General features: G+C 72.9%; 28 protein-coding genes. 17 read left to right on the top strand and 11 right to left on the bottom strand.

Going from position 1 to position 25,903, the window contains the following annotated elements:
- Positions 1–115 precede the first annotated feature (115 nt).
- From O7604_RS07230 to O7604_RS07210, 5 genes are all read left to right on the top strand, one after another.
- Entirely contained in the window at positions 116–973 is an 858-nt protein-coding gene (locus O7604_RS07230; protein WP_281579205.1) for a GNAT family N-acetyltransferase, read from the top strand.
- Entirely contained in the window at positions 966–1,268 is a 303-nt protein-coding gene (locus O7604_RS07225) for a hypothetical protein (protein ID WP_281579204.1), read from the top strand. Before O7604_RS07230 ends, O7604_RS07225 begins: the two co-directional genes overlap by 8 nt.
- A 27-nt stretch (positions 1,269–1,295) precedes the next feature.
- Positions 1,296–1,541 (top strand): toxin HicA, encoded by a 246-nt coding sequence (locus O7604_RS07220; RefSeq protein ID WP_281579203.1) that lies wholly within the window; start codon positions 1,296–1,298, stop codon positions 1,539–1,541.
- Positions 1,541–1,882 (top strand): type II toxin-antitoxin system HicB family antitoxin, encoded by a 342-nt coding sequence (locus O7604_RS07215; protein WP_269702699.1) that lies wholly within the window; start codon positions 1,541–1,543, stop codon positions 1,880–1,882. The genes O7604_RS07220 and O7604_RS07215 overlap by 1 nt, the downstream gene beginning before the upstream one ends.
- Positions 1,883–2,025: 143 nt before the next feature.
- A complete protein-coding gene (locus O7604_RS07210) occupies positions 2,026–2,979 on the top strand; it encodes a zinc metalloprotease (protein WP_281579202.1) in 954 nt (317 codons plus the stop codon).
- 48 nt (positions 2,980–3,027) lie between these two features.
- On the opposite strand, the gene O7604_RS07205 is transcribed toward O7604_RS07210, so the two are convergent.
- On the bottom strand, positions 3,028–4,707 hold the full coding sequence (locus O7604_RS07205) for a DNA repair helicase XPB (protein ID WP_269702697.1): 1,680 nt from the start codon (positions 4,705–4,707) through the stop codon (positions 3,028–3,030).
- A gap of 173 nt (positions 4,708–4,880) precedes the next feature.
- Between O7604_RS07205 and O7604_RS07200 the strand changes: the two genes are divergently transcribed.
- Both O7604_RS07200 and O7604_RS07195 read left to right on the top strand, forming a co-directional pair.
- Positions 4,881–5,756 (top strand): L,D-transpeptidase family protein, encoded by an 876-nt coding sequence (locus tag O7604_RS07200; protein WP_269702696.1) that lies wholly within the window; start codon positions 4,881–4,883, stop codon positions 5,754–5,756.
- 123 nt (positions 5,757–5,879) lie between these two features.
- Positions 5,880–6,116: a hypothetical protein gene (locus tag O7604_RS07195; protein ID WP_269702695.1), complete on the top strand. Its 237-nt coding sequence runs from the start codon at positions 5,880–5,882 to the stop codon at positions 6,114–6,116.
- Between the two features lies 1 nt (position 6,117).
- Here the strand turns inward: O7604_RS07195 and O7604_RS07190 are convergent, their stop codons facing one another.
- Positions 6,118–8,580, bottom strand: a complete 2,463-nt coding sequence (locus O7604_RS07190; protein ID WP_281579201.1) for a helicase-associated domain-containing protein — start codon at positions 8,578–8,580, stop codon at positions 6,118–6,120.
- Positions 8,581–8,617: 37 nt separating this feature from the next.
- On the opposite strand from O7604_RS07190, the gene O7604_RS07185 reads away from it, so the two are divergent.
- Both O7604_RS07185 and O7604_RS07180 read left to right on the top strand, forming a co-directional pair.
- A complete protein-coding gene (locus O7604_RS07185) occupies positions 8,618–9,241 on the top strand; it encodes a haloacid dehalogenase-like hydrolase (RefSeq protein WP_262015387.1) in 624 nt (207 codons plus the stop codon).
- A 28-nt stretch (positions 9,242–9,269) separates the two neighbouring features.
- Positions 9,270–9,656, top strand: coding sequence for a cold shock domain-containing protein (locus O7604_RS07180; RefSeq protein ID WP_030503574.1), 387 nt, complete (start codon positions 9,270–9,272; stop codon positions 9,654–9,656).
- Here the strand turns inward: O7604_RS07180 and O7604_RS07175 are convergent.
- On the bottom strand, positions 9,617–10,447 hold the full coding sequence (locus O7604_RS07175) for a 1,4-dihydroxy-6-naphthoate synthase (protein ID WP_281579200.1): 831 nt from the start codon (positions 10,445–10,447) through the stop codon (positions 9,617–9,619). The genes O7604_RS07180 and O7604_RS07175 overlap by 40 nt on opposite strands.
- Positions 10,448–10,481: 34 nt before the next feature.
- Entirely contained in the window at positions 10,482–11,192 is a 711-nt protein-coding gene (locus O7604_RS07170; protein ID WP_281579199.1) for a TetR/AcrR family transcriptional regulator C-terminal domain-containing protein, read from the bottom strand.
- Positions 11,193–11,310: 118 nt separating this feature from the next.
- On the opposite strand from O7604_RS07170, the gene O7604_RS07165 reads away from it, so the two are divergent.
- Positions 11,311–12,294, top strand: a complete 984-nt coding sequence (locus O7604_RS07165) for an NAD(P)-dependent alcohol dehydrogenase (RefSeq protein WP_269702691.1) — start codon at positions 11,311–11,313, stop codon at positions 12,292–12,294.
- 54 nt (positions 12,295–12,348) lie between these two features.
- Here the strand turns inward: O7604_RS07165 and O7604_RS07160 are convergent, their stop codons facing one another.
- Complete coding sequence (locus O7604_RS07160; protein WP_269702690.1) at positions 12,349–13,053, bottom strand: futalosine hydrolase; 705 nt, start codon at positions 13,051–13,053, stop codon at positions 12,349–12,351.
- On the bottom strand, positions 13,050–14,663 hold the full coding sequence (locus O7604_RS07155) for an MFS transporter (RefSeq protein ID WP_269702689.1): 1,614 nt from the start codon (positions 14,661–14,663) through the stop codon (positions 13,050–13,052). Before O7604_RS07155 ends, O7604_RS07160 begins: the two co-directional genes overlap by 4 nt.
- Before the next feature lie 87 nt (positions 14,664–14,750).
- On the opposite strand from O7604_RS07155, the gene O7604_RS07150 reads away from it, so the two are divergent.
- Complete coding sequence (locus tag O7604_RS07150; protein ID WP_281579198.1) at positions 14,751–15,590, top strand: DUF3027 domain-containing protein; 840 nt, start codon at positions 14,751–14,753, stop codon at positions 15,588–15,590.
- Positions 15,591–15,594: 4 nt separating this feature from the next.
- Here the strand turns inward: O7604_RS07150 and O7604_RS07145 are convergent, their stop codons facing one another.
- Complete coding sequence (locus tag O7604_RS07145; RefSeq protein WP_135242968.1) at positions 15,595–15,858, bottom strand: DUF2530 domain-containing protein; 264 nt, start codon at positions 15,856–15,858, stop codon at positions 15,595–15,597.
- A gap of 94 nt (positions 15,859–15,952) precedes the next feature.
- On the opposite strand from O7604_RS07145, the gene O7604_RS07140 reads away from it, so the two are divergent.
- From O7604_RS07140 to thpR, 5 genes are all read left to right on the top strand, one after another.
- Complete coding sequence (locus tag O7604_RS07140; RefSeq protein WP_013283713.1) at positions 15,953–17,434, top strand: NCS2 family permease; 1,482 nt, start codon at positions 15,953–15,955, stop codon at positions 17,432–17,434.
- 61 nt (positions 17,435–17,495) lie between these two features.
- Positions 17,496–17,945: a MarR family transcriptional regulator gene (locus O7604_RS07135; protein WP_269702687.1), complete on the top strand. Its 450-nt coding sequence runs from the start codon at positions 17,496–17,498 to the stop codon at positions 17,943–17,945.
- A 68-nt stretch (positions 17,946–18,013) separates the two neighbouring features.
- The gene (locus O7604_RS07130) at positions 18,014–19,300 is read left to right on the top strand and encodes an MFS transporter (protein WP_269702686.1); all 1,287 of its coding nucleotides are present in this window, start codon (positions 18,014–18,016) and stop codon (positions 19,298–19,300) included.
- Positions 19,301–19,376: 76 nt separating this feature from the next.
- Positions 19,377–19,886: a hypothetical protein gene (locus O7604_RS07125; protein ID WP_269702685.1), complete on the top strand. Its 510-nt coding sequence runs from the start codon at positions 19,377–19,379 to the stop codon at positions 19,884–19,886.
- Between the two features lie 4 nt (positions 19,887–19,890).
- On the top strand, positions 19,891–20,496 hold the full coding sequence (gene thpR, locus O7604_RS07120) for an RNA 2',3'-cyclic phosphodiesterase (protein ID WP_281579197.1): 606 nt from the start codon (positions 19,891–19,893) through the stop codon (positions 20,494–20,496).
- A gap of 16 nt (positions 20,497–20,512) precedes the next feature.
- Here the strand turns inward: thpR and O7604_RS07115 are convergent, their stop codons facing one another.
- From O7604_RS07115 to serC, 3 genes are all read right to left on the bottom strand, one after another.
- A complete protein-coding gene (locus O7604_RS07115; RefSeq protein WP_281579196.1) occupies positions 20,513–21,499 on the bottom strand; it encodes an aldo/keto reductase in 987 nt (328 codons plus the stop codon).
- A gap of 63 nt (positions 21,500–21,562) precedes the next feature.
- Positions 21,563–22,651, bottom strand: coding sequence for a septation protein SepH (gene sepH, locus O7604_RS07110; protein ID WP_281579195.1), 1,089 nt, complete (start codon positions 22,649–22,651; stop codon positions 21,563–21,565).
- Between the two features lie 191 nt (positions 22,652–22,842).
- Entirely contained in the window at positions 22,843–23,970 is a 1,128-nt protein-coding gene (gene serC / locus O7604_RS07105) for a phosphoserine transaminase (protein WP_281579194.1), read from the bottom strand.
- A gap of 231 nt (positions 23,971–24,201) precedes the next feature.
- Between serC and O7604_RS07100 the strand changes: the two genes are divergently transcribed.
- Positions 24,202–24,600 (top strand): DUF3592 domain-containing protein, encoded by a 399-nt coding sequence (locus tag O7604_RS07100; RefSeq protein ID WP_281579193.1) that lies wholly within the window; start codon positions 24,202–24,204, stop codon positions 24,598–24,600.
- 66 nt (positions 24,601–24,666) lie between these two features.
- Here the strand turns inward: O7604_RS07100 and O7604_RS07095 are convergent, their stop codons facing one another.
- Positions 24,667–25,773, bottom strand: coding sequence for a citrate synthase 2 (locus tag O7604_RS07095; protein WP_210892938.1), 1,107 nt, complete (start codon positions 25,771–25,773; stop codon positions 24,667–24,669).
- Between the last annotated feature and the right edge of the window lie 130 nt (positions 25,774–25,903).

Raw genomic sequence — 25,903 nt, 5'->3', positions numbered from 1 at the left:
GCGGCGAGCGGGGTGGGTGGGCGGGTGGGGAATCTGGTTGACCGTGGGGGGCCGGGTGGGGCCTACTGCGTCGGAGTGCTGGACCGTCGGGTCGGGCGGAGTGGCGGGAGTGGGCGTGGGTGGGACGGATGCGCTTCTGTGGCGGGAGTTCGGCGACGACGACCTGCCCGCGCTGACCGGTCTGGCGCAGGCGTGCCTCGCCACTGACGGCGGGTTGCCGCTGTTCGGGCGTACCCCGTTGGTGCGGGCGCGGCTGCTCCAGACGCGTACCCACGGGGCGTGGTCCGGCGGCGACCTGGTCGCGGCCGTCGGGGTCGGCGACGGGCGGACGCCGGCCACCGCCACCGGCCTGGTGCACCCCGCGTGGCGCGGTCGCGGGCTCGGCGGCGCGCTGCTCGACTGGGCCGAGAAGCACGCCGGCGACGCTGGGCTGCTGGTCACCACGGAGACGTGGAACGCGGGCGCGGAGGAGTTGTTCGCCGCACGCGACTACACGCGGACGTTCCTGGAGTGGGTGCTGCGGCACGGCCTCGACGCGTTGCCCGAGGTCGCCGCGCCGGACGGGGTGACGGTGGAGCCTGCCGCGCTGGGGCCGGAGCTGTTCGCCACCTACCGCGCGTCGTTCGCCGACCGGCCCGGATTCGTCGAGCCGGAGGCCGACGAGTGGCTGGGTGACCTGCGCGACGACGAGGACTTCCGGCCGGAGCTGACGCTGCTCGCGCGCGGCCCGGACGGCGCGGCGGCCGGCTTCGTCACGGTGCTCGACAACTGGATCGACCAGGTCGGCGTGGTGCCCGGGTGGCGCGGGCGGCGAGTCGGCGCGTACCTGGTGGCGCGTGTGCTGCGCGGCCTCGCCGACGCGGGCGCGGACGCCGCGTGGCTCTGCGTCAACGACGACAACCCGGCGGCCGGGCTGTACCGGCGGCTCGGCTTCCGCGACTTCGGCCGCCGCGCCCGCTACCTCCATGACTGACCAGACGCGGGAGGCCGTCCTGCGTGGGCTGGCGGCACTGCGGGCGCAGGGCTGCCCGATCGTCGCCGATCCCCAGTGGGACGAACGGGTTGCCGACGTCGGCGTGCGCCGCTGGCGCAGCGTCGCGCGCCGGCACCGAGGGCGGCGGCTCAGCCGGGACCAGCGCATCCAAGATCTGGTACGCGGACTGGTCGCCGCGTTCGAGCCGGACCGTGCGCTGGTCGGGCCGCTGGTACGCGACTACGAGTGCGTGGCGCGGGTGATCGCCGACGCGATGACACCGATGGACCCCTAGTGGTACTACTGGCGGTACCATGGTCTGGTGCCGTCCATAGCCAGGCTCGTTGAAGCGATGCGCAAGAGCCAGCAGAACGTCGCGTACAACGATCTCTATCGGGTCTGCGAACACTACTTCGGCAAGCCGCGGCAGGCCGGCACGTCCCACGCCGTGTTCAAGATGCCGTGGGCGGGAGACCCGCGCGTCAACATCCAGGACGACAAGGGCAAGGCCAAGGCCTATCAGGTACGGCAGGTGCTCAAGGCGATCGACAAGAAGGAGGCCATGTGATGTCCGAGTCCCGTCCCGAGATCTCGCACTACACGTACCGCGTCACCTGGTCCCTCGAAGACCTGGAGTTCGTGGCCACCTGCGCCGAGTTCCCGTCTCTATCCTGGCTCGCCAGCACCCAGATCGAGGCGCTCCAAGGGCTCCAGGAGATGCTGCGCGAGGTGATCGCGGACATGGCGGAAGAGGGCGAGCAGATCCCCGAGCCGCTGTCCGAGCGCAGGTACTCGGGCAAGTTCAACCTGCGGGTCGGGGAGAGCCTGCACCGCGAGTTGGCCATCCACGCCGCCGAAGAAGGCATGAGCCTGAACCAGTACTTGCTGAGGAAGCTCAGCGCCGCCTGACCCGCCCCAGGACGGGCCTCCCCGCCGGGGACTGTTGCCGAGGCCCATTGACGTGGTCTTATGGCGGGACGACGACGTCATCGACCCGCAGCTTTGACAACCCCGCGTCGGTACTCCTTTCATGCCTTCCGAAAGGTGCAACGATGCACAGGAAACCGACGATCCACCTGGCAGTGCTCGTCGCTGCCGCCGCCACCTTCCTGACCGCCGGGGGAGCCTCCGCCACGCCCGCACCCGTGGCCGCCTCGCCCGCCGCCGCCGAGTGCGAGCCCGGCGCCGACAACCACAGCGCCGCCCGGGTACGCGAGGGCGCCACCGCCAAGGAGCCCGCGCTCTACTCGACGAACGAGGCCAAGGCGTACGGCGTCATCAAGGACTCGCCGCGCATCGCAAACGGCAGCGTCACCGTGCCGACGATCTTCCACATGATCTCCGACCACGAGCTGAGCGCGGCCGAGAAGGCTCGCTGGAACACGCTCATCTCGGCGCAGATGACGGTGCTCAACGACTCGTTCGCGGGTCGTACGGCGGCCGACGCCTCGGACACGCCGTTCCGCTTCTCGCTGGTCGACACCACGTGGACCGTGAACAACGCCTGGTACACGGTGGTGCCGGGCAAGAACGAGCGGGACATGAAGAAGGCGCTCTACACCGGCGACTCGCGCACCCTGAACGTCTACGCGGCGAACATCGGGGACGGGCTGCTCGGCTGGGCGTACTTCCCGAAGGGCTACAACAACGGCCGCGACTACATCGACGGCGTGGTGATGCTCGACGAGTCGATGCCGGGCGGCACGGCCGGCAAGTACGCGCTCGGCGACACGCTGACGCACGAGGTCGGGCACTGGCTGATGCTGGAGCACACGTTCGCGCACGGCTGTTCCGCGTCCGGCGACTTCGTGGCCGACACGCCGCGTGAGGCGGCGCCGCAGTTCAACTGCCCGATCGGGGCGGACACCTGCACCGCGCCGGGGCTGGACCCGATCCACAACTTCATGGACTACACGCAGGACTCCTGCATGAACATGTTCACCCCGGGCCAGGCCGACCGGATGAGCGACGCCTGGGTCGCGTTCCGCGCCAGCGGCAAGGGCTGACCGCGGGACCGGGCGGGCCGCGCCACAGCGGCCCGCCCGGCACGCCGGTCAGTCGACAGTGGGCAGCGGCGGTCCGAGCACGTCGTCGGCGTCCACGATGGTGTACGCGTACCCCTGCTCGGCCAGGAACCGCTGCCGGTGCGCGGCGTACTCGGTGTCGATGGTGTCCCGGGAGACCACCGTGTAGAAGTGCGCCTGCCGGCCGTCGGCCTTCGGCCGCAGCACCCGGCCGAGCCGTTGCGCCTCCTCCTGCCGGGAGCCGAACGTGCCGGACACCTGGATCGCCACCGCCGCCTCCGGCAGGTCGATGGAGAAGTTCCCGACCTTCGAGAGCACCAGCGTCCGCAACGAGCCGGAGCGGAACGCGTCGAACAGCCGCTCGCGTTCCTTGTTCGTGGTGGAGCCCTGCACGATCGGCGCGTCCAGGTATTCGCCGAGCTGGTGCAGCTGGTCGAGGAACCCACCGATGACGAGGACCTGCTCGTCCGGGTGCCGGTCCACCAGCGCGCGCACCACAGGCAGCTTCGTGCGGGCGGTGGCCGCCATCCGGTAGCGCTCCTCGGCCTCCGCCGTCGCGTACGCGAGTCGTTCGGCGTCGGTGAGCGTCACCCGTACCTCGGTGCACTCCGCCGGGGCGATCCAGCCCTGCTGCTCGATGTCCTTCCACGGCGCGTCGTACCGCTTCGGGCCGATCAGGCTGAACACGTCGCCCTCGCGGCCGTCCTCGCGTACCAGAGTCGCGGTGAGGCCGAGCCGACGGCGGGCCTGGAGGTCCGCCGTGAAGCGGAAGATCGGCGCGGGCAGCAGGTGCACCTCGTCGTAGACGACCAGGCCCCAGTCGCGGGCGCCGAACAGGTCCAGGTGGGTGAACGCGCCGCCGCGCCGCGAGGTGAGCACCTGGTACGTGGCGATGGTGACCGGGCGGATCTCCTTGCGCTCGCCCGAGTACTCGCCGATCTCCTCCTCGGTCAGCGACGTGCGGGCGATCAGCTCCCGCTTCCACTGCCGTCCGGCCACCGTGTTGGTGACCAGGATCAGCGTGGTCGCCTTCGCCTCGGCCATCGCCGCCGCGCCGACGAGTGTCTTGCCGGCCCCGCAGGGCAGCACCACCACGCCGGAGCCGCCGGCCCAGAACGCCTCGACGGCTTCCCGCTGGTACGACCGCAGCGTCCACGGCTTGCCGCCGTCCTTACCGGACTCGGCCAGCTCGATCGGGTGCGCCTCGCCGTCCACGTACCCGGCCAGGTCTTCCGCCGGCCAGCCCAGCTTGAGCAGCGCCTGCTTGAGCCGGCCCCGCTCGGACGGGTGCACCGCGATCGTGTCGTCGTCGATCTTGGTGCCGAGCATGCCGGCGAGCTTCTTGCTCTTGGCCACCTCGATCAGCACCACCCGGTCCAGCGCGCGCAGCACCAGGCCGTGCACCGGGTCGTTGGCGAGCTGGAGCCGGCCGTACCGGTCCATCGTCTCGGCGACGTCGACGAGCAGCCCGTGCGGCACCGGGTAGCGGGAGTACTTGATCAGCGAGTCGACCACGCCCTCGGCGTCGTGGCCGGCAGCCCGCGCGTTCCACAGGCCCAGGGGCGTGAGCCGGTACGTGTGCACGTGCTCGGGGGAGCGTTCCAGCTCGGCGAAGGGCGCGATCGCCATCCGGCACGCCTGCGCGTCGGGGTGATCCACCTCCAGCAGCAGCGTCTTGTCCGACTGCACGATCAGTGGTCCACCGCTCACGCCAGCGTCCTCTCGCATCGCCCGGAACCCCCGCCCAGACCCCGGCTGACCTGCCGCAGGCCGACCATCCAGTGTTGCACGCCGGAGGGCGCCGCAAAAAAGTCTCGCTGGACAGGCAACGTCATACTCGTCCCACACGTCTAGCAATCGGGACGACTGTCCAGGGAGGGCCCATGCAGCGTGTCCGGTTTCTCGCACGGGCCACCGCCCTGGCGGTGGTCGTGCTGGTCGGTGTCGGCGCCTGCGCGCTCGATCCGCAGGCGGACGGCGCCGGGGGGAGCACCCCCGGCCCGGTCGGGCTGACGGAGGGCGCATCGGGGGCGAGCGCGTCGCCCACGCCGGAACAGCCGGTCACGTCCCCGTCGGCGCAGCCGAGCCGGACGGCCTCGCCGAAACCCTCCCGGTCGCCGGAGGCGACGAAGACGACGAAGCCCAAGCCGAAGCCGAGCGCGTCCGCCGGGTGCCCGCAGGGGGAGCACCAGCGGGCCGTGGAGACGTACCTGACCCGGCTGGGCGGCTTCGGGACGCTGACCGTGGACGGCGAGCAGTCCGCCGCCGACTGCGCGGCGATCAAGAAGTTCCAGGTCCGGTACGGGATCAGCCCGTCCTCCGGTCGCGCCGGTCCCACCACGTACGACGTGGCGAAGCGGCTCGCCGCCACCGACACCGCGCGGTGCAAGGCCGGTTCCCGGCTCACCTTCTGCGTCGACCTGACCCGGCAGACGGTCTGGGCGATGCGCGGCGGGAAGGTGGTGATGGGGCCGACCGTCACCCGCACCGGCATGTCGGGCTACGCCACCCCGGCCGGTACGTACTCGGTGGGCCGGAAGAACCCGCGCGAGTGGTCCAACCCGTACGAGGTGTGGCTGCCGTACTGGCAGCAGTTCAACGGCGGGATCGGCTTCCACGAGACCACCACCTACCTGCACAACGGCGCGATCGGCTCGCACGGCTGCGTGAACCTGCTGCACCGCGACGCGGTACGCCTCTGGGAGCTGGGTTCGGTCGGCACCCGCGTGGTCGTGATCGGCCGCCGCCCCGGCACCTGAGCACGCCGGAACCCGTCCCACCCGTGACCGGACCGCCCGGATCAGGGTTTTAACCCCTGTCCGCGCGCTCCGGTTGGTGTAACCCTGGAAGCCGGGTCCATGCCGGGACGGGGAGGGACTGCCATGACCGTTGACCAGGACGTGCTTCCCGAGGACGAACGGGCGCGGCAGCAGGAGGTGCCCACGGCGGTGGTGCTCGCCTACGCGGCTGCCGCCGCGGGGGTGTTCGGCTGGTTCCTGTTCGGGCTGCTCGTGCAGCAGCAGGGCTTCGTCGACTCGGTGGGTGAGGCGGCCGGTACCGCGTTCGCGTTGCTGCTGGCCGTGTCGGTGATCGGCACGCTGCGCCGCAACGGGGAGTAGCTCACTCCTCCAGCACCGCCGCCGTGATCCGGTGCAGGGCGAACGTGTGCAGCATCTCCGTCCGGTCGTCCTCGGCGCGCAGGTAGCCGGCACCGATCGACACCGGCCGGACCAGCCGGGACGCGGTCGCCCCGTGCGCGTCGACGTAGCCCACCCAGACCAGCGCCTTGTCCCGTACCGCCTGCTGGAGCACCGCCAGCGCGTCGCCGTGCCCGGACACGGGCGCCGGACTGGCCGCCGCCGGGCCGCCGCGAACCACCGCCGGGGCGCGCCGGGCCGCCCGGGCCGCCGCCTCGCGCAGCCGGATCTGCTCCACCACGCCGAGCAGGCGGGGCATCGGCAGCTTCGGCGTGGCGAGCGGGTCGACCGCACGACCGATCGCGGTACGGGCCGGCGCCCGCCGGGTCTTCGGCCGCGTCAGCACTGTCGCGCCACTGGCGTCCTCGGGCACCGGGGCGTACCCGGCGTCGCGCAACGCGGTGAGCATCCGGTTGACCTGGTACGGGGTGACCAGCACCGTCGGCGCGAGCCGGCGGAACGCCAGCGGCTCCAGTCGCCGGTCCGCCTGCACCTCGCTGAGCAGCGCCTCGTCGTCGCTGCGCACGTACGCGCCGGACGCGCCGACGCGCAGCCCGCCGTGCTTGCGGGCCACGTCGTCGACCAGGTAGGTCAGGCCCTGCGGCACCGGGGTACGCGACCGGCGGCGGAACAGCGCGTGCAGGTCGTCGGCGGTGTAGCCGGCGTCCAGCGCCCGCCTGATGCTCGCCGTGGTGACCCGGTGCACGCTGGCTCCGCCGGCCGACTCGTGCTCGGCCACCACGTCCAGTTCGGCGGCGAGCGCCGGGTCGGGCGGGCCGGGCACCACCACCGTCAGGTCGGCCTGCACCAGCACGTGGTCGACCGGGGCGGGCAGCAGCCCGTCCAGCGCCCGTACCGTCGTCGAGGCGTCGCCCGACTCGGCGTCGGAGCGCAACCCGAGGGGGTCGTCGCCGCGCTCGTCGGCCTCGGTCAGCTCGGCGAGCAGCAGCCGCCCGTACGTGGTGAGCGCGCCGAGCCCGGTCACGCCCAGCGTGGCGGCCTCGGCGAGCACCTCCCGGTGCGCCGTCTCCCGGCCCCGGGCCCGCCGTGGCGCACGCCAGTCCAGCAGTTCCAGCACTTCGTCGGTGGTCGGCGCGGTGCCGGCCGGCAGGTCGGCCAGCACGGCGAGCACCGCACGACGGGCGGCCGGCGCACCGGCTCGTTCCGCCTCGGCGGAGAGCACCGAGATGGGCCGGTCCCGGTCGTCGCGCTGCCCGATCAGGCCGGCCTGGCGGGGCATCGACATCCAGGCGCGGGCGAGCTGCTCCCAGCGCTGGGCCAGCGACACCGCGCGCCACACCTCGTACCCGCCGGTGGGCAGGATCTGCTGGTCGCCGCCGTACCGGGTGGTGGCCGCGCCGGTCAGCTCCATCTCCCCGGTCAGCCCGGCCGCGTACGCCACCTCGAACAGCAGCGCGGTGGTCGTCTCGTCCAGCCCGAGGCCACGGGCGAGCCGCCGCAGGTCGCGAACGCCGACGCCGCCGGAACGCAGCACCGGGGCCGGTTCGGCCGTCAGCGCCTCCAGCATCGCCTCGGTGTGCCGGACCACCTCCATGGTCTGCCCGGCACCGGCCGAGTCGACGGACTTGACCTCGCGCGGCGGGCCGGACACCACCGGCGGGCTGGTGCGCAGCGGGCCGAGCGGACCGGAGTCGCGGCGCAGCACCAGCCCCACCTCGCGGGGCAGCTCGACGGTGCCGTTGCGGCCGCCGGACATCCGGACCAGGAGCCGATGCTCGACCAGCCAGCGGATCGGGGAGCCGGTCGGCGCGCCGCCGTTCACCAGGTCGGGCGGGAGCACGTCCTCGGCGCCGGTGGCGGGGGCCTCCAGCGCCCCGGGCGCCACGGTCCCGACCGGCGGCCCGGCGGCGAGCCGGTCCAGGACCGCCCGGGCCGAGGGCGGCGCGGACAGCAGCGTCCGCCGCAGCTTCGCCGGGTCCGCGCAGAGGGCCGCCGCGCGCGGGTCCAGCTCCGCCGCCGGTCGGCCGAGCCCCGCCGGGTACGGGGACACCTCGTCGATGCCACCGGCCACGCACAGGGCGTGCTCGGGGCCGTACAGCAGGAACCGGGCCCGGAGGCGGTCGACGGCGGCGCGGACCGCTGTGGGTGCGGGCGGGTGCGGCCCGGCGGTGGCCATGGCCAGGATCTGGTCGGTGGAGGTGGTGCCCTCGGGGCCACGGGTGAGCCGGGCGGCGTCGAGGATTCCGAGGGTGAACTGGTCCAGCCCGTCGAGCACCCGGGCCACGGAGACCCGGGACTGGGCGCGCAGGGCGAGGGCGGACACGTCGGCCGGCACCGGCACGACGAGGTCCGGCCGCAGCTGGAGCAGGGCGGCAAGCGACTCGTCGGGGAGGGCCCGCAGGTGGTCGGCGAGTGAGGTGGTCATCGTCGTACCACGCTAGCCCGCTGGGTAGGTTCTCGGCATGCCTCCGCTGATGGTCGGCTTCGACCTCGACATGACACTGGTCGACTCCCGCCCGGGGATCGCCGCCGCGTTCCGGGCGCTCACCGCCCGCACGGGGGTGCACGTGGACGGGGAACTGGCCGTGTCGCGGCTGGGCCCGCCGCTGCGGACCGAGCTGGCGCACTGGTTCCCGCCGGAGCGCGTCGAGGAGGCGGTGACGCTCTACCGGGAGCTGTATCCGGCGTACGCGATCACCCCGACGGTGCCGATGCCGGGTGCGGAGGCCGCGCTGCGCGCGGTGCAGGCGCGCGGCGGCCGGACGATGGTGGTGACCGCGAAGATGGGCCGGCTGGCGAAGCTGCACCTGGACCACCTCGGGCTGCCCGTGGACGAGCTGGCCGGGGACGTGTTCGCGGAGCAGAAGGCGGTCGCGTTGCGCGAGCACGGCGCGACGCTCTACGTGGGCGATCACGTGGCCGACATGGCCGCCGCGCGAGCTGCGGGAATCCCAGGCGTGGCAGTGGCGACCGGCCCGTGCTCGGCCGACGAACTGACCGAGGCCGGGGCGTACCTGGTGCTTGATGATCTCGTCGAATTCCCGAGGGCGCTGGACCGGATCATCGGGCTAGCCTTGGAGGGGTAGACGGTTCGAGTGGAGCGGGGTTCAACAGGTGCCGACGGGTCGAGTGAAGTGGTACGACGCCGCCAAGGGGTACGGGTTCGTCACCAGTGACGAGGGTGGCGACGTGTTCCTGCCGAAGGGCGCGCTACCGGCGGGTGTCGCCGACCTGAAGGGTGGCCAGCGGGTCGATTTCAGCGTGGTCGACAGCCGGCGGGGCGCCCAGGCGATGGGGGTCAAGCTGCTGGAGGCGCCGCCGTCGGTGGCGGAGCTGCGCCGCCGGCCGGCCGAGGAACTCCACGGCCTGGTGGAAGACATGATCAAGGTGCTGGAGGCGAAGGTCCAGCCGGACCTGCGCCGGGGTCGCTTCCCGGATCGGAAGACCTCCCAGAAGATCGCTCAGCTGGTCCACGCGGTGGCGCGCGAGCTGGAGGTCTGAGGGACGAGCCCGGCGTCGGCGGCCCGGCCCAGCAGCGCCTCCACGGCGGCGAAGCCGGCCTCTCCCAGGTCGGCGGTGAACTCGTTGACGTAGAGGCCGATGTGCCGGTCCACCACGTCGGGCTCCATCTCCTGCGCGTGGGCGAGGACGTACTCGCGGCTCGCAGCCGGGTCGGCCCACGCCTGGCGTACCGACTCGCGGATCCAGGCGGCGGCCTCGACCGGGTCGACAGCGCCCCGGCGGGCCAGGATCGCGCCCAGCGGGATCGGCAGCCCGGTGTCGCCCTCCCACCACTCGCCCAGGTCGACCAGCGCGGTCAGCCCGTGTCGCGGGTAGGTGAAGCGCGCCTCGTGGATGACCAGGCCCGCGTCGTACCGGCCGGCGGCCACGCCCGGCATGATCTCGTGGAACGGCACCACCTCGATGCGTGCCGGGGCCTGGTCGGCCGCCCAGAGGCGGAACAGCAGGTACGCGGTGGTCCGCTCGCCGGGCACCGCCACTGTCGCGCCGGACAGGTCGGTCCGGTCGCCGCGGGTCAGCACCAGCGGGCCGCAGCCCCGGCCCAGCGCGCCGCCGCAGGGCAGCAGGTGGTAGTCGTCGAGCAGCCACGGCAGCGCGGCGTAGCTGACCTTCACCAGGTCGAACGCGCCCCGCTCGGCGGCCGTGTTGGTGACGTCCACGTCCGCGTACGTCACCTCGACCGGCGGCGCGCCCGGCACCCGGCCGTGCACCAGGGCGTCGAAGACGAACGTGTCGTTGGGGCAGGGGGAGATCGCCAGGGAGAGCGCCACGGTCCCACCGTAACCCCGGCACCCGGGCCGCCCGTCACAGCGTCCGGTGTGACGTCCAGCCGTTCCGGTGCAGCCGCTCGATGCCGTCGAGCAGCAGGTCCAGGGCGAACTCGAACTCGAACTGGTCGTCGCAGCCCGGCCCGACGACCGAGTCGTCGTCGTGGGACGCCGCGGTGGCGATGGCCGCGAGGTTCGGGAACCGGGCGGCCATCTCCGGCGGCAGATCGGCCGGTGCCTCGGGCACGGGCGCGCCGGACCGGCCGGCCTGCCGGGAGGTGTCGAACAGTTCCTGGCTGAAGCCCAGCACCCGGCTGCCCAGCGCGTGCATGACGTGGTGGGCCAGGTCGGTGGAGAACCCGCCCGCCCGCAGCGCGCCCACAGTCGAGTCGAGGTAGGCCAGGACGGCCGGCGTGGGCGCGGTGCGGGACTCGATCGCCAGCGGCGCCCAGGGGTGACGGAGCAGCATCCGCCGCGCCGACAGGATGCGCCGGCGGACCGCCTGCTTCCAGTCGCCGGGCGCCGGCGGGTCGATCTCCGCGACGACCATGTCGATCATGCCGTCGAGCAGTTCGTCCTTGTTCGCCACGTGCTTGTAGAGGGCCATCGGCACGACGCCCAGCTCCTGCGCGAGGTTGCGCATGCTCAGCGACTCGATCCCGGTCCGGTCGGCGAGCGCGACGGCGGTACGCAGGACGCGATCCCTGGTCAGCGGCGTCCGGCGCACCGTCTCCACCTGCTCAGCCATGTCGTCCCCAGTCCCTCCCGGTGGCCGTTGACACAGTAACCGTCTTGACGGGTGTACGGCGTACACCTAGGCTGGTCCCATCACGGTGTACGCCGTACACCTGGGAGGGAGCAGGGACATGAAGGCGATCGTCCAGGACCGGTACGGCCCCCCGGAGACACTCGCGCTGGCCGATGTCGAGACGCCCGAACCCGGCCCCGGCGACGTCCTCGTGCGGGTCGAGGCCGCCGCCGTGAACGCGTACGACTGGCACGTCATGCGCGGCGACCCCCGGCTGTCGCGGCTGGCGCTCGGCCTCGGGCGGCCCCGCGCCCGCATCCGTGGCCGCGACGTCGCCGGCCGGGTCGAGGCCGTCGGCGCCCAGGTGCGGCACGTACGCCCCGGCGACGCCGTCTTCGGCGACCTCGGCGAGGCCGACGGCGCGTTCGCCGAGTACGTCCGCGTGCCCGAGCACCTGGTCGCGCCGCGGCCGGCGAACCTGACGCCGGCGCAGGCAGCGGCCCTGCCGCTCGCCGGCGTCACCGCGCTCCAGGGTCTGCGCGACGCCGGGCAGGTCCGGCCCGGCCACCGCGTCCTGATCAACGGGGCCTCCGGCGGCGTCGGCACGCTCGCCGTCCAGTTGGCCAAGGCGCTCGGCGCGACGGTGACCGGCGTGTGCCGCACCCGCAATGTCGCGCTGGTCCGCTCGCTCGGCGCCGACCACGTGGTCGACTACACCCGCGACGACTTCACGCGCGACGGGCGCCGCCACGACGTGGTGTTCGACCTGGTCGGCAACCGTTCCCTGACCGCGTTGCGGCGGGCGCTGACGCCGGGTGGGACGCTCGTGCTCTCCGGTGGCGGCGTCTACCGCGGCGGCAGCCTGCTCGGCCCGATCGGGCTGCTGGCGCGGGGACGGTTGCTGGCACCGGTTGTCCGGCAGCGCGTCGTCGTCCTCGCCACGTCACCCGGCCGGGCGCACCTCGACGTGCTGCGCGAGCACGCCGAGGCGGGCCGGCTCACGCCCGTGATCGACCGGACGTACCCGCTGTGCGAGGTGCCCGAGGCCATCCGCTACCTGGAAAGCGAGCACGCGCGAGCCAAGGTCGTCATCACGGTCTGACCCGTCGTCCCCAGCCCGGCGACTTCTCCACAGGGTTGTCCACAGGTGGACGCGTCAGTGGAAGGCGACCGCCGCGGCGGTGAGCGCGGCGAACGCCTCCCGCATCCGCCACGCGCTGCGGTCGCGCGGCCCGATCGGGTTGGAGACCGTCCGCAGCTCGGCGAAGGGCACGCCGGCCTGCGCGGCGGCGACCGCCACGCCGTACCCCTCCATGGCCTCGGCCACCGCGTCCGGGTGCCGTTGCGCGAGGGCCGCCGTGCTCGCGGCGGTGCCGGTCACCGTGCTGACGGTGAGGACCGTGCCGACCGTGGCCCCCGGCAGGGCGGCGCGCAGACGGGCCAGCAGGCCCGGATCGGCGGGCACGATCCGGCCGCCGCCAAGCAGTTCGGGGGGCATGCCCAGGTCCTCGACCGGGATGAAGCCGGCCGGCGACTCGGCGCCCAGGTCGGCGGCGACGCTGCGGTCGGCGAGCACCGTGCCGCCGATCGCGACCCGTCCGACGAACCCGCCGGCGATGCCGGCGCTGACCACCGCCCGGTACGGCCGCCCGGCTGCCTCCGCCAGGGCCAGCAGCCGTGCCGTGGCGGCACCGGCGACGGCCGGGCCGACCCCGACCGGCAGCACCGTCACGTCCGGCGGTGCTGTCACGTCCTGCGGTGCCGTCCCGTCCGGCGGTGTCTGTGCGGTTGACGCGGTGAGGCCGGCGCGGATCGCCTCGGCCTCGGCGGGCACCGCCGTGACCACGAGCAGACCGGTCACGCCACCGGCCCCCGGGGGTCGCGCCGCTCGGTGTCCTCGACGCCGCCGGGGCCGCCCACCGAGGACGACGGCCGGTAGATGTGGAAGCCGGGCGGGGCCAGCCCGTCGTCGTCCGGCGGGCCGGAGCGCTGGGGTGCCGGTGACGTGGGCGTCACGTCGTCCGACGAGGTGTCGGCCGTTTCCCTCGCCCGGGTGGCCTGCTCCGCCGCCAGTTCCTCGTCACCGAGCGGGCGGCCGGCCAGGTGCTCACCGCGCAGCTTGCCGGCGACCAGCACACCGCGTACGGCCACCAGCGCCGCCACCGCGGCGGCGACAGTCACGCCGATCAGGCCGGTGAACGGCACCAGCCCGAGCCCGCCCCCGGCTACGAACGCGAGCATCAGCGCGGTCTCCGAGTGCGCGAACGAGCTGGCGCGCAGCCGCTCCGGGATGCGTTCCTGGATCGAGGCGTCCACCGCGAGCTTGGCGATGCCGCTCATCATCGCGGCGACCAGGCAGAGCAGCGCCACCATCGGCAGCGAGAACTTCAGCGCGGCGAGCACCGCCACACCGGCCACCACAATCGTGCCGCTGGACTGGAGCGCTGTCGGCCGGTGGATGCGCAGCCGGGTGCCGATCGCGGTGGCCAGGAACGTGCCGACCGCCAGCGCGCCGCCGACCAGGCCCAGCGCGCCCTGGGCGCCGAGGTCGCGGCCGAAGAAATCGGTGGTCAGGTCACCGGCCTTGATCGCGAAGGCCAGGAACAGCAGCAGGAAGCCGTACAGCCCGCGGAGCGCCGCCGCCCCGATCAGCGTGGCGATCACCAGCCGGCCGCTGGGGCGGCCCCGGCCCAGCGGGCGCTCCCCGTCGCGGCGGCGCATCGCGCGCAACGGGTGCGGCATCCGCTCCGGTGGCTCGGAGTCGGCCTTCGGCGGCAGCCGCAGCGAGATCACCATGCCGATCAGGAAGATCACCGAGGCGACCCGCAGCGGCCACTGCGGCCCGAACCAGAACGCGGCCAGCCCGATCGGTGCGACGAGCGCGCCGGCCACCGTGCCGTAGACGCTCGCGCGCGCCCCGACCTGGGACAGCCCGAGCCCTTCGGGGAGCAGCCGGGGGACCGCCGCCGAGCGGGCCACCCCGTACGCCCGGGAGAGCGCGAGCACCCCGAACGCCGCCGGGTAGAGCCCGAAGCCGCCGATGTAGTCGGAGATCAACCAGGCCAGGAACGCCCGGCCGAGCATGGTGGTGGCCAGCGCGTACCGCCGGCCGTGCCGGAAGTGGTCGAGCAGCGGGCCGACCACCGGGGCGAGCATGGCGAACGGGACCATGGTCACCAGCAGGTAGAGCGCCACCTTGTTGCGCGCCTCGCCCAGCGGCACGTCGAAGAAGATCGTCCCGGCCAGGCCGATGGCGATGAGCGTGTCACCGGCGCAGGAGAGGGCGTGCAGGTCGAACAGGCGGACCATGCCGACCTCGTTGCCGGCGCTGCGGGCCCGGGCGGTGCCGGCCCGCCGGGTCATCCAGCGCCCGCCGTGCAGCGAGCCCCGCAGCAGCAGCCGGGTGGCGCGGATGCCGGTGCCGACGGTCCGCCCGAGGAAGGAGCGGCCGGAGCGGGAGGACAGCGCCATGCGTCCCATCCTCGCCCATCCCTTCCACGTGCGCCGCATCACCCGGAGAGAATGACTCCGGGGAGTGCCTGTCGCCCGTGGACGGGCATGGGGAACAATGGTCCGGTGACCAGGCCCGCCTCCGCCCGCGCTCCCCGGCTCGACCAGGTCTGCGCCGCCGCCGTCGAGGTGGCCCGCGACGCGATCACCGAGGTGGAGCCCACCGACATCGGCGATCATCTCCAGGCGGTCGCCGAGGGCGATCGGGTCGTCACCCACTACTTCGAATGCCGGATGGCGGGTTACCGCGGCTGGCGCTGGGCCGTCACGGTGACCCGGGTGCCGCGCAGCCGGCACGTCACCATCTGCGAGACGGTGCTGCTGCCCGGCCCGGACGCGCTGCTCGCGCCGGGCTGGCTGCCCTGGCAGGAGCGGCTCAAGCCGGGCGACCTGGGTCCGGGTGACCTGCTGCCCACCCCTGCCGACGACGAGCGGCTCGCCCCCGGCTACCTGCTCTCCGACGACCCGGCGGTGGAGGAGACCGCGTGGGAACTCGGCCTGGGCCGGCCCCGGGTGCTGTCCCGGGAGGGCCGTGCCGAGGCCGCCCAGCGCTGGTACGACGGCGAGCACGGCCCGGACGCCGCGATCTCGGTCGCCGCGCCGGCCGCCGCCCGCTGCGGCACCTGCGGCTTCTACCTGCCGCTCGCCGGTTCGCTGCGCCTGGCGTTCGGCGCCTGCGGCAACTTCTACGCCCCTGACGACGGCCGGGTGGTGAGCGCCGACCACGGGTGCGGCGCGCACTCGGAGACGCTTGTGGAGACGCCGGAGACGCCCGTCGACGAACTGCCGACCGTCTACGACGACAGCGCGGTCGAGGCCATGACGGTCAGCCGGGCCCCGGGTTCGGTGGAGGCGGCCGAGCCGGCGGAGCCGTACGGCCACCCCTGACCGGTCAGCGCTGTCGCTGCGCGGCGGCCGCGCGCCGTCGACGCCGGTTGGCGTCGTGGCGCATCATCACCGCCAAGCCGGGAAAGCCCCACAGGAAACCGGCCAGGCAGGTCCAGAGCCAGTTCTGACGCCCGGATTCGGTGAGCCAGTCCCGGAAGAAGATCAGTAGCACCAGGCCGGCCACCGCCCAGGCGATCAGCCCGGCGACGGCGAACGGCACCATCGGCGGGTCGAGCGGCTCCGGCCGCGGCTGTTGCTCCTGTGACACCGGCCCAGCGTACGTGATCGTTCTTCCCTGTCTGCCAGGTGATCTGGGACGATGCGCGCGACAAAATCCGGCCGATGACCTAGATGAGGACCCGATGTCAATTGCTCCGCCGCCGGATCACGGCACGCCGCCCGATCCCGCGCATCCACGAAACGCCTTCGACCGCTTCTTCCTGATCTCGGCGCGCGGGTCGACGCTGAGCCGGGAGCTGCGAGGCGGCTTCGCCACGTTCTTCACGATGGCGTACATCGTGGTGTTGAACCCGCTGATCCTGGGCAGCGGGAAGGACGGCGACGGCCGTTCGCTGGCCATCCCGGCGCTCGCCGCGGCGACCGCGCTCGTCGCCGGCCTGATGACCATCCTGATGGGCGTGGTGGCCCGGTTCCCGATCGCGCTCGCGGCCGGCCTGGGTGTGAACGCGCTCGTCGCGTACGAGATCGCGCCGCAGATGACCTGGGCGGACGCGATGGGTCTGGTGGTCATCGAGGGTGTGCTGATCGGCATCCTGGTGCTCACCGGGCTGCGTACCGCGGTGTTCCGGTCGGTGCCGACGCAGCTCAAGACCGCGATCGGCGTCGGCATCGGTCTGTTCCTGACCATCATCGGCCTGGTCGACGCCGGCTTCGTGCGGCGCGTGCCGGACGCCGCGAACTCCACGGTGCCGGTCGGGCTGGGCATCAACGGCAAGATCGTCAGCTGGCCGATGCTCGTCTTCGTGGTCGGTCTGCTGATCACCCTGGTTCTGGTGGTACGCCGGGTCCGCGGCGCGATCCTGATCGGCATCCTGGCCTCCACCGTGCTGGCCATCGTGGTCGAGGCGATCGCCAACGTCGGCCCGTCCTTCGTCGACGGCAAGCCGAACCCGAAGGGCTGGGCGCTGAACGTGCCCGAGCTGCCCAAACAGATCGTGGACCTGCCCGACCTGTCGTTGCTGGGCCAGTTCAACGTGCTGAACTCGTGGAGCCGGGTCGGCTGGCTGGTGCCGCTGATGTTCATCTTCACGCTGCTCATCACGGACTTCTTCGACACCATGGGCACGATGGTCGCGATCGGCCAGGAAGGGGACATGCTCGACGAGACGGGCACCCCGCCGAAGGCCAAGGAGATCCTGCTGGTCGACTCGATCGCCGCCGCCGCGGGTGGCGCCGCCTCGGTGTCCAGCAACACGTCGTACATCGAGAGCGCCGCAGGTGTCGCGGAGGGTGCCCGGACCGGCGTGGCCAACCTGGTCACCGGCGCGTTGTTCCTGCTCGCGATGTTCCTGGCGCCGCTGTCGCTGATCGTGCCGTTCGAGGCCGCCTCGACGGCGCTGGTGGTGGTCGGCTTCCTGATGATGACGGCGGTCCGCACGATCGACTGGACCGACTACGAGATCGCCATCCCGGCGTTCCTCACCATCGCGCTGATGCCGTTCACCTATTCGATCTCCAACGGCATCGGGGCCGGCGTGATCAGCTTCGTGCTGCTGAAGGTCGCGAAGGGTAAGGCCCGGGAGGTCCACCCGCTCCTGTACGGGGTCGCCGTGCTGTTCATCGTGTACTTCCTGCGCGGGCCGGTCGAGTCCGTGTTGCTCTGACGCTGGTGAGCCTGGTCATAACGCATGTCGTTAGCCAGGCTCATTAGTTAAGCTAACTAGTGTGACGGAGCGGACGGTGACGGCGAGACGCGTGCCACCGGCGCAGCTGGCTCCTCAGCTGCGAGATGCGATCACCCGGCTCAACCGGCGGGTCCGACAGGCCCGGCCGGTCGGCGACCTCACGGTCACCCAGCTGTCGGCGCTCACCAGCCTCAATCTGGCGGGCGCCCTCACGCCACGGGAACTGGCTGATGTCGAACGGGTGCAGCCGCCCACGATGACGAAGATCGTCGCGAAGTTGGAGGAGCGCGGCCTCGTGCAGCGCACCCCCCATCCGACCGACGGACGGCAGGTCATCCTGGCGGCGACCGAAGGGGGACGGGCCGTACTCGACCAGTTCGAGCGGGCCCGCAACGAGTGGCTGGCCACCCGGCTGGCCGCGCTGACCGAGGACGAACGCGAAACGCTACGGCGTGCCGCGGAGATCCTCCAGGGCATCGCTCGCGCCTGACACCGCCGCCCGCGGTTCGCTTCGTCAGCTGTGGATGAAGCGTACCGACGCAAGGAGGCGCACCTAGAGTGCAGGCCAAGCTGAGCACGATGTTCCAGTCCCTACGAGTCCGTAACTACCGGCTCTTCGCCACCGGACAGCTGATCAAACTGATCGGCGTCTGGATGATGTTCATCGCCCAGGACTGGCTCGTCCTCGAGCTCAGCGACAACTCCGCGACCGCGCTCGGCGTGGTCACCGCGTTGCAGTTCACGCCCGTACTCCTGCTCACGCTGCTGTCCGGCCGGCTCGCCGACCGCTACGACAAGCGGATGCTGCTCTTCGTCGCCAACGCGTTCTGGACCGTGCTCGCGCTGGCCATGAGCATCCTGGTCCTCACCGGCCTGGTGCAGCTCTGGCACGTCTTCACGTTCGCCGCCCTGCTCGGCGTCTCCAACGCGGTCGAGACGCCGGTCCGCCAGGCGTTCGTCTCCGAACTGGTCGGCATGCCGCTGCTGCCGAACGCGCTCTCGCTCAACGCGGCCGTGTTCAACTCCGCCCGGATCGTCGGTCCCGCCGTCGCCGGTCTGGCCATCGCCGTCGTCGACGTCGGCCCGGTCTTCCTGGTCACCGCGCTCAGCTCGATCGCCCCGCTGGTGAACGTGGTCCGGATGCGTACCGAGGAGCTGCACCGCAACGACCTGCCGCCGGTCGGTGAGCGGGACCAGGCCCGGGTGGTCGACGGCCTCCGGTACGTGGCACGCCGCCCCGACATCCTGCTGCCGATGGTCCTCATGTCGGTGATCGGGATGAGCCTGTTCAACTTCCAGCTCACCCTCGCCGCGCTCGCGAAGACCGTGTTCAACACCGGCGCCGCCTCGTTCGGCCTGTTCAGCACCGCCCTCGCGGCCGGCGCGCTGGTCGGGGCGCTGGCCGGCACCGGACGGCGCAGCCGACCCTCGGTCTGGCTCGTGCTCGGCGCCGCGATCGGCTGCGCGGTATTCGGCACGCTGGTCGGGCTCGCCCCGGCCTACTGGGCGGTGGTGGCGCTGCTGCTGCCCGCCGGGTTCTTCATGATCTACTTCGCCCAGGCCGCCAACCAGCGCGTGCAGCTCGGCGTCGACGCCTCCTTCCGGGGACGGGTGATGGCGCTGTGGGTGCTGGTGTTCCTGGGCACCAACCCGGTCGGCGCGCCGCTGATCGGCTGGGTCGCCGAGAAGTACGGCGCGGGCGCGAGCATCTGGGCCGGCGGTCTGATCTCGCTGACCGCCGCGCTGCTCGCGCTCACCTGGCAGCTGCGCCGCTCCGGCGCCCGGCTGCGCATGCGGGTGCTGCCCATGCCCCGCTTCTACGTGGTGTCGCCCGGGGCGAAGTAGCCCTCGATGGCCGGTCGTACCGGCCCGATTACCCAAACGGGTGGCGGGCCGGTGCGGCAGGGCTTAGCGTCGATGTGTGGAAGTGGGGCAGGGACTGCTGCTGGCGCTGGCGATCCTCGCCGTCTGCTGCCTGCCTGCCCTGTTCGCGCTGCTGTTCTGCGCCGACGAGATCATCGATCGGGTCGCCTGCGGATGGGCCGAGTGGCGGGAGCAGCGACGGGAACGCCGTACCATCGCGCGGCTCGACCGGGCCATCGAGGCCGAGGCGCTGACCCGCGACATCGACCTCACCGAGTTCGACCGGGACGGCCGCCGTCCGCTGGAACAGCTCGCCACCGACCTGCGCCGGCTCGGCGGCCACCGGCTCGCCGCCGCCGACCGCAGCGTGGTGTGGCACGGCGCGGTCATCGAGGCGTACGACGAACGGCTGCGCGCCGCCTGCCACGCGCTCGGCATCGCCGAGCACCTGACCGAGCTGGACGGCGTCGACCGGGAGATCGAACGGGTACGCGTCGAAGGGCTGCTGCACGCCGCCGGGCTGACCCTGCCGGCCGCCCGCGCCGCGCACCACCAGCGGCACCGCTGACCGGGTGCGTCTCTTCGCGGCGATCTACCCGCCCGCGGTGGCGGTCGCGGACCTGACCGCCCGCATCAAGGGCCTGCGGGTCGCGTCCGCTCGCCACGCCCGGCTCGCCGACCCGGCCGACCTGCATCTCACGCTCGCGTTCCTCGGCGAGGTGCCGGACGACCGGCTGACCGATGTGGAGTACGCGCTCGCCTCGGCCGCCCGGACGGCACGCTCGCCACTGCTGCGCCTCGCGGGCGGAGGCTGCTTCGGCCAGGGCCGATCCACTGTGCTCTGGGTCGACGTACGCGGCGAGGTCGAGGCGCTCGACGCGCTCGCCCTGTCGATCCGCGACGGGCTGGGCGAGGCCGGGCTGCCCTGCGACGACAAGCCGTTCCGGGCACACCTGACCATCGCTCGCCCCGGCGACCGGGTGCCCGAGGCCGACATCCGCTCGGACCTGCACACGCTGCACGACTACGCCGGGCCGCAGTGGTCCGCCACCGAGCTGCGCCTGATCCGCAGCCACCTGGGCCGAACCCCGCGCCACACCCGCGTCGCCGCCTGGCCGCTTGCGGGGGGTGGGCGGCGCGGCGTTAAGAAGGGGCCCCTCCTCTACCGGAGGCGTTAAGAAGGGGCCCCTCCTTTCACCAGGCCCAGGCCTCCGGGCCCGGACCGCCGTTGCCGACCGGCGGGAACAGCTCGTCGAGGCGCGTGAGCGTGGCCTCGTCCAACTGGACGTCGAGGGCGCCCAGGTTGCGGTCGAGCTGGTCCATGGTGCGCGGACCGACGATCGGCGCGGTCACCCCCGGCCGGGACAGCAGCCACGCCAGCGCCACATCCGCCGGGTCGTGGCCCAGGTCCGCGCAGAGCTTCTCGTACGCCTCGATGGTGTTCCGGTGCTCGGCCAGCGCGTCCGCCGAGCGGCCGGTGGTGCCGCGCGCCGCGCTGCCGTCGGCCATCTTGCGGATGATGCCGGAGAGCAGCCCGCCGTGCAGCGGCGACCAGGGGATGATGCCCAGCCCGTAGTGCTGCGCGGCCGGTACGACCTCCAGCTCGACGTACCGGGTCAGCAGGTTGTAGATGCACTGCTCGGAGACGAGGCCGAGGAAGTTGCGCTTACCGGCCGCGGCCTGCGCCTGCGCGATGTGCCAGCCGGCGAAGTTGGACGAGCCGACGTAGATCACCTTGCCCTGCGCGACGAGCGTCTCCATCGCCTGCCAGATCTCCTCCCACGGCGTGCTCCGGGAGATGTGGTGCATCTGGTAGAGGTCGATCGTGTCGGTCTGGAGGCGGCGCAGCGAGTCCTCACAGGCCCGGATGATGTGCCGGGCGCTCAGGCCCTGTTCGTTGGGCCACTCGCCCATCTTGCCGTACACCTTGGTGGCGAGGACGACCTTGTCGCGGCGCCCGCCGCCCTGCGCGAACCAGCGGCCGACGATGTGCTCGGTGACGCCCTCACCGAGCTTCCAGCCGTAGACGTTCGCGGTGTCGAAGAAGTTGATCCCGTGTTCGAGCGCCCGGTCCATGATGGCGAAGCTGTCCGGCTCGTCGGTCTGCGGACCGAAGTTCATCGTGCCGAGGCAGAGTCGGCTCACGGACAGACCGGTGCGTCCCAGGTTCGTGTACTCCATGACTCCACCCTGGCACGCCGGCACTTCGAGTGCCCTCTCAACGGGCCAGGGTGGAGCTTGCGATCAGGAGGATTCGCGGGCCGCCGGGCCGGTGCCGAACAGCACGTCGTCCCAGCTCGGCAGCCGCTTGCGCGGCTTGCCGGCGGCGTCGGTGGACTCGGCGGCCGCACCGCCGGTCGCCGCCGCCGGGCCGGTGCGGCGGGGCCGCAGCACGGCAAGCGAGGGTACGGCCGGGATCTCCTTCGGCGCGTCCGAGTCGTCGTCGAAGGCCGAACCCTGCCCACCACCGAGCAGCGCGGCGGCACCACCGGCGACGGCCCGCTGACGAGGCGCATCCGACCCGGCCAGCGCGGCCGGGGAGCGGGTGTCGAGACCACGCCCGGACGTGCCGCCGAGCGGCCGGTCCAGCGAGGCGAGCAGCGCGTCCCGGCCGGCGCGGATCGGGTCACGCCCCGGACGGGCGTGGTCGGAGGCGGCCGGCAGGCCGTGCCCACCCCGGCTCGGCTCGCCACGCGACGGACCGGGCAGCGCGTGACCGCCCCGCTCCGGCGCCGGCTCCTGGCCGAGGATCGGCGTGGGCCGCTCGGCGCACAGGTATTGCGCCATGTCGTCGTGCGGGGCGACGTGCTGCCGGGTCTTGTCGAGGTCCCACACGGCCTGCGCGGTGGCCTTGCCGGACGGCCAGGTCGCGATGATCCGCCAGGTGCCGTCGTCGCGGCGGTAGGCGTCCCACGAGATCTTCTCGGTGTCGATGCCGTGCTGGGCCAGCCGGCCGTTCACGACCTCGGCCAGCGGGGTCGGCTTCTCCGCGCCCTTGAGCCGGGTGCGGCGGGCGTGCTGGGCGAGCATGGCCCGCTCCTGGAGCACCGGGCCGGCGTAGCGCAGCACCCGGTCGACCGGCACGCCGGCGATGCGGGCGACGTCCTCCGCGGACTCGCCGGATCGGATCCGGGCCTGGATGTCCCGTGGGGACAGCGACGGCGTCGGGTCGGTGGCGCTCGGCACCACCGCGAGCGGCGGGGCGCCCGGCTCGGCGTGCAGCGCCGACGCGATCCGCTCGTCGATGGGCAGCGCCAGCAGGCGCCCCACCTCGTCGGCGAGCACCAGGGCCTGGCCGTCCTCGGAGAGGGCGACGAAGCGTACTGGGCGCATGGGCTTGCCTCCGTCCCGCTTCGCTGGCCGTCACGCCACGGGAGCCGGCCACCCGGGCGTCTCGCACCACCGTACGCTCATCTACCCGCCGATGGGGACTGCGACACCCCGGCATGTCGTGACTGAGCTGCGGTAACGATCACGGTGGGTGGCCGCCGGAGCCCCGACGGCCACGCACCGTTACCAAGTGATCAGAGTCGCTCGACCACGTAGTCGATGGACGCGGTCAGCGCCTCGACGTCGGCCGGCTCGACGGCCGGGAACAGCGCCACCCGCAGCTGGTTGCGGCCCAGCTTGCGGTACGGCTCGGTGTCGACGATGCCGTTGGCGCGCAGCGCCTTGGCGATCGCCGTGGCGTCCACCCCGTCGGCGAAGTCGATGGTGGCGACCACGTTGGACCGCAGCGCCGGGTCCGACACGAACGGCGTGGCGAACGAGGAGCGCTCGGCCCAGCCGTACACGATGCCGGCGCTCTCGGCGGTGCGCTTGGCCGCCCAGGCCAGCCCGCCCTGGGAGTTCATCCAGTCGGTCTGCTCGGCGGCCAGGAAGATGGTCGCCAGCGCCGGGGTGTTGTACGTCTGCTCCAGCCGCGAGTTGTCGATCGCGGTGACCAGGTCGAGGAAGGCCGGGATGTAGCGGCCCGACTCCTTGACCTCGGTGGCCCGGGCCAGCGCGGCCGGCGACATCAGGGCCAGCCAGAGCCCGCCGTCGGAGCCGAAGCACTTCTGCGGGGCGAAGTAGTAGACGTCGGTCTGGGCGACGTCCACGTCCAGCCCGCCCGCGCCGGAGGTGGCGTCGACGAGCAGCAGCGAGCCCTCGTCGGCGCCCGCGACCCGGCTGATCGGCACCGCGACGCCGGTGGAGGTCTCGTTGTGCGGGGTGGCGTAGACGTCCACGCCGGCCTCGGCCACCAGCGCCGGGGCGCTGCCCGCGTCGGACTTGCGTACCGTCGGCTCACCGAGGAACGGCGCGTCGGAGACGGACTTGGCGAACTTGGCGCCGAACTCGCCGAAGCTGGCGAACTGGGCCCGGTCGCGGATCAGGCCGAACGTGGCGACCTCCCAGAACGCGGTGGTGCCGCCGTTGCCGAGCACCACCTCGTAGCCCTCGGGCAGGGAGAAGAACTCGGCCAGGCCGCGGCGCAGCCGCGCCACCTCGTCGCGGACCGTCTTCTGCCGGTGCGACGTGCCCAGGTAGCTGGTGGCGACGTCGGCGAGGGCGGAGACCGCGGCCGGACGGACCTTGGACGGGCCGCAGCCGAATCGTCCGTCGGCGGGCCTGATCTCGTCGGGAATCCGGATGGTCGGTGCGTCAGCCACGGTCTTGAAGATCCTTCCGCATGGGCGAGAGGTGAGCTGGCAGGGCGCGGACGATGTGCTGCCGCGTGGCGGCGGGCGTCCGAGCCCGTTCCGGCGACACTGCCACGGCCATCCTCGCACCTGTCCGGGCACGTCCGGCGGGCTGTCCCACCCCGGTCGGTGAGGCGTCCGCCACACGGGCGGCGACGGCGGGTTGACCGCGTCCGCGATCATGAGTTGCGGAGGTGACGGATGAGCCGAAGACACCGCCGCCCGTTCGGGGAGTGGCTGGCGCTGGCGTTCGGCGCCGTGGCCGCGGTGGTCTTCCTGGCGCTCGCCATCGACAAGACGGACCAGGAGGCGCGCCTGCTCCGGGCGGAGCACACCGCCACCGGCGTCGTGCAAGGGTTCAGGGGCGACTCGGCGCGGGTGGCCTTCGTCGCCGCCGACGGCCGAAAGGTGGTCGCCGTGATCGACGTCTACTCCGGCACCCGGGTCGGCGACGAGGTGCCGTTGCGGTACCACTCGGACGACCCGTCCCGGTACGCCATGGACACCCGCACGCACCTTCTGCCGTTGCTCCTCCCGGCCATCGCGCTGACCGGGGCGGTGGTCATGGGCGTCATGACCTTGGGCCTGTGGCGGCGCTGACCGAGGCGCCCCGGACGTGCCGGAGCCCCGCTCCACCGGCAGGGGAACGGGGCTCCGGGCGAGACGTCAGACGCCGTGCGGGATGGCGTCCCAGCCCTCGACCTGCTGCGGCTTGCGCGAGCCGTGGCCCACGTACGTGGCCGACGGCCGGACCAGCCGCTGGAGCTTCTTCTGCTCCAGGATGTGCGCCGACCAGCCACCCATCCGGGCGCAGGTGAACATCGAGGTGAACATGTGCGCCGGCACCTCGGCGAAGTCCAGCACCACCGCCGACCAGAACTCGACGTTCGTGGCGAGAACGCGGTCCGGGCGGCGGGCCTGCAGTTCGGCCAGCGCGGCCTTCTCCAGCGCCTCGGCGACCTCGAAGCGGGGCGCGCCCAGCTCCTTGGCGGTACGCCGCAGCACGCGGGCGCGCGGGTCCTCGGCCCGGTAGACCCGGTGGCCGAAGCCCATCAGGCGCTCGCCCCGGTCGAGCACGCCCTTGACGTACCCGTCGGCGTCGCCGCTGCGCTCGACCGCCTCCAGCATGCTGAGCACCCGGGACGGGGCGCCGCCGTGCAGCGGGCCGGAGAGCGCGCCGATGCCGGAGGAGATGCAGGCCGCGGCGTCCGCGCCGGTGGAGGCGACGATCCGGGCGGTGAAGGTGGAGGCGTTCAGGCCGTGCTCGGCGGCCGAGATGAAGTACGCGTCGACGGCCTTGACGTGCCGCGGGTCGGGCTCACCCCGCCAGCGCTTCATGAACCGCTCGACGATGGTCTCCGCCTTGTCGATCTCCTTCTGCGGGACGGCCGGCAGGCCCAGGCCGCGCGCCGACTGGGCGACGAAGGACAGCGCGGTGACCGACACCCGGGCCAGGTCCTCGCGGGCCTGCTCGTCGGAGATGTCGAGAAGCTGGTTGAGCCCCCAGTACGGCGCGAGCATGGCGACCGCGGACTGCACGTCGACGCGGATGTCACCGGAGTGCACCGGCACCGGGAACGGCTCGGCCGGCGGCAGGCCGGGGCCGAAGCGGCCGTCCACCAGCAGCGCCCAGACGTTGCCGAACGAGACCTGGCCGATCAGGTCCTCGATGTCCACGCCCCGGTAGCGCAGTGATCCCCCCGCGCGGTCGGGTTCGGCGATCTCGGTCTCGAAGGCTACGACGCCCTCCAGGCCCGGTTTGAAATCGGACATGTCGTCTCCTGGCTTCGGCTCGGCGCGCCCGGGCGGGCTGATCGAGCCCCGCAGCTCAGGCGACCCTTCAGGGTGTGGTTCGGAACATCTTGCCCGGTGGGTAACCAGCTGCGCGACCCACAGCCACTGT

This window comes from Micromonospora sp. WMMA1947 (assembly GCF_027497355.1).
Classification (GTDB): Bacteria; Actinomycetota; Actinomycetes; order Mycobacteriales; family Micromonosporaceae; genus Micromonospora.
This window is presented reverse-complemented; position numbering and strand designations above follow the sequence as displayed.

Excerpts from the sequence above, each read along its gene's own strand:
- O7604_RS07225 (WP_281579204.1), top strand. The coding sequence starts at position 966 with ATGACTGACCAGACGCGGGAGGCCGTCCTGCGTGGGCTGGCGGCACTG.
- O7604_RS07215 (WP_269702699.1), top strand. The coding sequence starts at position 1,541 with ATGTCCGAGTCCCGTCCCGAGATCTCGCACTACACGTACCGCGTCACC.
- O7604_RS07210 (WP_281579202.1), top strand. The coding sequence starts at position 2,026 with ATGCACAGGAAACCGACGATCCACCTGGCAGTGCTCGTCGCTGCCGCC.
- O7604_RS07200 (WP_269702696.1), top strand. The coding sequence starts at position 4,881 with ATGCAGCGTGTCCGGTTTCTCGCACGGGCCACCGCCCTGGCGGTGGTC.
- O7604_RS07195 (WP_269702695.1), top strand. The coding sequence starts at position 5,880 with ATGACCGTTGACCAGGACGTGCTTCCCGAGGACGAACGGGCGCGGCAG.
- O7604_RS07190 (WP_281579201.1), bottom strand. The coding sequence starts at position 8,580 with ATGACCACCTCACTCGCCGACCACCTGCGGGCCCTCCCCGACGAGTCG.
- O7604_RS07185 (WP_262015387.1), top strand. The coding sequence starts at position 8,618 with ATGCCTCCGCTGATGGTCGGCTTCGACCTCGACATGACACTGGTCGAC.
- O7604_RS07170 (WP_281579199.1), bottom strand. The coding sequence starts at position 11,192 with ATGGCTGAGCAGGTGGAGACGGTGCGCCGGACGCCGCTGACCAGGGAT.
- O7604_RS07165 (WP_269702691.1), top strand. The coding sequence starts at position 11,311 with ATGAAGGCGATCGTCCAGGACCGGTACGGCCCCCCGGAGACACTCGCG.
- O7604_RS07155 (WP_269702689.1), bottom strand. The coding sequence starts at position 14,663 with ATGGCGCTGTCCTCCCGCTCCGGCCGCTCCTTCCTCGGGCGGACCGTC.
- O7604_RS07150 (WP_281579198.1), top strand. The coding sequence starts at position 14,751 with ATGGGGAACAATGGTCCGGTGACCAGGCCCGCCTCCGCCCGCGCTCCC.
- O7604_RS07140 (WP_013283713.1), top strand. The coding sequence starts at position 15,953 with ATGTCAATTGCTCCGCCGCCGGATCACGGCACGCCGCCCGATCCCGCG.
- O7604_RS07115 (WP_281579196.1), bottom strand. The coding sequence starts at position 21,499 with ATGGAGTACACGAACCTGGGACGCACCGGTCTGTCCGTGAGCCGACTC.
- sepH (WP_281579195.1), bottom strand. The coding sequence starts at position 22,651 with ATGCGCCCAGTACGCTTCGTCGCCCTCTCCGAGGACGGCCAGGCCCTG.
- O7604_RS07100 (WP_281579193.1), top strand. The coding sequence starts at position 24,202 with ATGAGCCGAAGACACCGCCGCCCGTTCGGGGAGTGGCTGGCGCTGGCG.
- O7604_RS07095 (WP_210892938.1), bottom strand. The coding sequence starts at position 25,773 with ATGTCCGATTTCAAACCGGGCCTGGAGGGCGTCGTAGCCTTCGAGACC.